The sequence below is a fragment of the Flavonifractor plautii ATCC 29863 genome (genome assembly GCF_000239295.1).
GTDB lineage: Bacteria > Bacillota > Clostridia > Oscillospirales > Oscillospiraceae > Flavonifractor > Flavonifractor plautii.
The window spans coordinates 62,619-66,711 of sequence record NZ_JH417833.1 but is presented as its reverse complement, the minus strand read 5'-3'; the positions used below and the strand labels follow the sequence as shown (position 1 = coordinate 66,711).

At 67.3% G+C, this 4,093-nt stretch carries 3 protein-coding genes; all 3 read left to right on the top strand.

The window, feature by feature from the left end; translation table 11 throughout:
• Nucleotides 1–281 (top strand): hypothetical protein (locus tag HMPREF0372_RS20375; protein ID WP_007494375.1); only part of this gene is annotated, 281 nt, incomplete at its 5' end.
• A 15-nt stretch (nt 282–296) separates the two neighbouring features.
• Nucleotides 297–2,894: a DNA mismatch repair protein MutS gene (mutS, locus tag HMPREF0372_RS15200; protein WP_007494374.1), complete on the top strand. Its 2,598-nt coding sequence runs from the start codon at nt 297–299 to the stop codon at nt 2,892–2,894.
• Nucleotides 2,895–3,208: 314 nt separating this feature from the next.
• Complete coding sequence (locus HMPREF0372_RS15195) at nt 3,209–3,913, top strand: CPBP family intramembrane glutamic endopeptidase (protein WP_024723891.1); 705 nt, start codon at nt 3,209–3,211, stop codon at nt 3,911–3,913.
• Nucleotides 3,914–4,093 lie beyond the last annotated feature (180 nt).

Here is a 4,093-nt window from a genome sequence, read left to right as displayed (position 1 = left end):
CAAGGATTGTCCCCACAGGAGCCGGGACGCGGGCGGACGCAAGGGTTGCCCCCACAGACAGTGGGCCGCGGGCCACCGCAGAGCTGGGACGGCTTGTAGGCGGCGTGAAATCCCGGTCCGTCCATCTGGCCGCCGGGCGGGGACTGGAGGCCGGCCGCCTTTGGCAGCGGGGCTACTACGACCATATTGTCCGCAGTGAAAACGACTTTCTGCGCATCTGGACCTATATTGACAACAACCCCCTGCGCTGGGAGCTGGATTGCTACTACACAGAGAGATAGAACAGGAGAGACGCTATGCCGCCAGAGACCACGCCCATGATGCAGCAATATCTGCGCATGAAGGAGCTGCACCCGGACTGTATTTTGTTTTTCCGGCTGGGTGATTTTTACGAGATGTTCAACGAGGACGCCAAGCTGGTATCCAAGGAGCTGGAGCTGACCCTGACCAGCCGGGACCGGGGCAAGCCGGAGGCGCAGCGCACCCCCATGTGCGGCGTGCCCTACCACAGCGCCGACGCCTACATCGCCCGGCTGATCGCCAAGGGCTACAAGGTGGCCATCTGCGAGCAGATGGAGGACCCCGCCCTGGCCAAGGGGCTGGTGGACCGGGACATCATCCGCATCATCACCCCCGGCACGGTGATGACCTCCTCCATGCTGGAGGAGGGGCGCAACAACTTCATCTGCGCCGTGTACCGGGACAGCGCGGGCACGGGGCTGTGCTTCTGCGACATCTCCACCGGCGAGTGCTCCGTCACCTCCTTCACCGGGCCGGAGGCGGACGAGCACCTCTATAACGAGCTGGGCCGCTTCACCCCGCGGGAGGCCATGCTCTCCGACGGGGCCTACAGCGACGGCGCCCTGGTGGACTTCCTGGTCAAGCGCCTGGACTGCCGCTGCGAGAACGGGGGCGAGGCCCGCTTCCGGCTGGACGCGGCCCGCACGGCGGCGGAGAAGCAGTTCTCTGCCGGCCTGGACGCCCTGCCCGCCGGGGACGACGCCGCCCTCCAGGCGGTGGGCGGCCTGCTGTCCTATCTCTACGAGACCCAGAAGACCGACCTGTCCCACCTCTCCACCCTGACGTACTTCACCACCGGGCAGTTCATGGAGCTGGATCTCACCGCCCGGCGCAACCTGGAGCTGACCGAGACGCTGCGCTCCAAGGAGAAGAAGGGGAGCCTGCTGTGGGTGCTGGACAAGACCCGCACCGCCATGGGCCACCGGCTGATCCGGGCGTGGATGGAGCGGCCCCTGCTCTCCCCGGCGGCCATCGGCCGCCGCCTGGGGGCGGTGGGGGAGCTGGTGGGCGACGCCATCGGCCGGGAGGAGCTGACCCTCACCCTGCGGGAGATCACCGATCTGGAGCGGCTGATCGGCCGCATCGTTTACGGCACCGCCGGCGGGCGGGATCTGGTGGCCCTGGCAAACGGCCTGGGCAGGCTGCCCGCCCTGCGGGAGCGGCTGGCCGGCTGCTCCTCCGCCCTGCTGGCCTCCCTGCGGGAGGAGCTGGACGATCTCACCGAGCTGCGGGAGCTCATCGGCCGGGCCATCGTGGACGAGCCCCCCTTCTCCGTCCGGGAGGGCGGCTTCATCCGGGCGGGCTACCACCCGGAGGTGGACCGCCTGCGGGACATTATGGCCAACGGAAAGGGCCTGGTGGCCTCCATCGAGGCCCGGGAGAAGGAAAAGACCGGCATCAAGAGCCTGAAGGTGGGCTACAACAAGGTCTTCGGCTACTACATCGAGGTGTCCAAGTCCTACTACGACCAGGTGCCCGACACCTACATCCGCAAGCAGACCCTCACCAACTGCGAGCGGTTCATCACCCAGGAGCTCAAGGAGCTGGAGCACGAGATCCTCTCCGCCCAGGACCGCATCACCGCCCTGGAGTTTGAGCTGTTCTGCGACCTGCGGGAGCAGGCGGCCGCCCAGGTGGGGCGGATTCAGCGCTCCGCCGCCGCCGTGGCCCAGGTGGATGTGCTCTCCTCCTTCGCCGCCGTGGCCGCCGAGCAGGGCTACTGCCGCCCCGAGGTGGACCTCTCCGACGCCATCGAGATCACCGAGGGCCGCCACCCGGTGGTGGAAAAGATGCTCAAACACGCCCTCTTCGTCCCCAACGACACCCACATGGACAACCACGACAACACGGTGGCCATCATCACCGGCCCCAACATGGCGGGCAAGTCCACCTACATGCGCCAGGTGGCCCTCATTGTGCTCATGGCCCAGATGGGCTCCTTCGTCCCCGCCCGCTCCGCCCGCATCGGCATCGTCGACCGGGTGTTCACCCGCATCGGCGCCAGCGACGACCTCTCCGCCGGGCAGTCCACCTTCATGGTGGAGATGACCGAGGTGGCCGAGCTGCTGAAAAACGCCACCGCCAAGAGCCTGCTGATCCTGGACGAGATCGGCCGGGGTACCTCCACCTACGACGGCATGTCCATCGCCCGGGCGGTGCTGGAGTTCTGCGCGGACAAGAAGCGCCTGGGGGCCAAGACCCTCTTCGCCACCCACTACCACGAGCTGACCGCCCTGGAGGGGCAGATCCCCGGGGTAAAGAATTACAACATCGCCGCCAAAAAGAAGAAGGATGACATCCTCTTCCTGCGCAAGATCGTCCGGGGCGGCGCCGACCAGAGCTACGGCATCGAGGTGGCCAAGCTGGCCGGAGTGCCCGAGCCGGTGCTCCGCCGGGCCAGGAAGATCCTGGAGGAGCTGGAGGCGGGCGTCCCCGCCGCCCCCGCCCCGGCCGCCGCACAGCCGGAAGAGCAGGTCTCCCTGCTGGATATGGGCTCGGCCCAGGTGTCCGCCCGCCTGCGGGATGTGGACGTGAATGTGCTCACCCCCATCGAGGCCATGAACCTGCTCTACGAGCTCAAGCAGATGCTCTAGTCCCCGCCCCGGCGGGCGGGTGTGGGCACCCGCCCCTGCGTGTCGGCGTTTGACGAGAGGGGCCGCCGGTCTCCCACGCACTCTGTAGGGGCGGCCCTCGTGGCCGCCCGCCCGAACCCGGCGGCGGGACACCGGAAACGCGGGCGGGGACAAGCCCCGCCCCTGCACGTCCTGATACCCGATTGGACTGCCCCGGAGGGGCCGACGCCCCAGGGCGGTTTCTCTTGCCCCTCTGGGGCAATTCACCTTCTGCCCACATCGGCCGCTCCGCCGGGCCGCACCCCAATTTCCGAGAGAAAGAGAGGACCTCCACCATGCACACCAAACGCCGTCCATGGCGTCCGCAGCTCACCCGCGCCGAGATGGGCCGGGGGTGGGTGTTCTTTGCCCTGTACCTGACGGTCTTTCCCCTGTCCATGGGGTGGGTGCAGCGGGCTTTCCACGGGGAACTGCCCGTGGCCGAGGCCAACGTGGTCTACTACCTCCTGGCCGCTACCCTGGTCTTTCTGGTCTTCTGGACGTTCCTGCGGCACGGGTTTGACCTGCTGCTGGACTGGCTGCCGGAAAACCTGTTCGCCTTCGGCACCGGGCTCGTCGGGGCGGGGGTGCTCCATCTGCTGGTCATGCTCATTCCCCTGCCGGTACAGAATCCCAACCCGGAGAGCTACGCCCAGCAGTTTGCCCTCTCCCCGGCGGCCACGGTGGTGATCCTGGTGGTGCTCATGCCCCTGGTGGAGGAGCCTCTGTTCCGCGGCCTGCTCTTCGGTGCCACCCGGCGGTACAGCCGGGTGCTGGGCTATGTGCTCTCCACCCTGGTTTTTGCCCTTTACTGCGTCTGGCAGTTCGTCTATTCCTACGGCACGGTGGATTTCCGCTACCTGCTGCTGTTCCTCCAGTATGTGCCCATGTCCCTGGCCCTGACCTGGTGCTACGACAACGGCGGCTCCATCTGGAGCCCCATCGCCCTGCACATGGTGCTCAACGCCCTGATTCTCGCCTCCGCCGTCCTGGGAGCGTAGGGAGGGCCCTCCCCGCCGCCCGCGGGCGGCCACAAGGGTCGCCCCTACGCTTATTTCCCCGCTTGGAACGCAGGCGCTTCTTCGTCGGCACAAACTTGCCCATTCCTCGCTTTGCCGTATACGGCAAAGCCCGCTCGTTCCGCTGTGCCTCCTCTCCCCACCGAACCCGCTTCGCTGGGC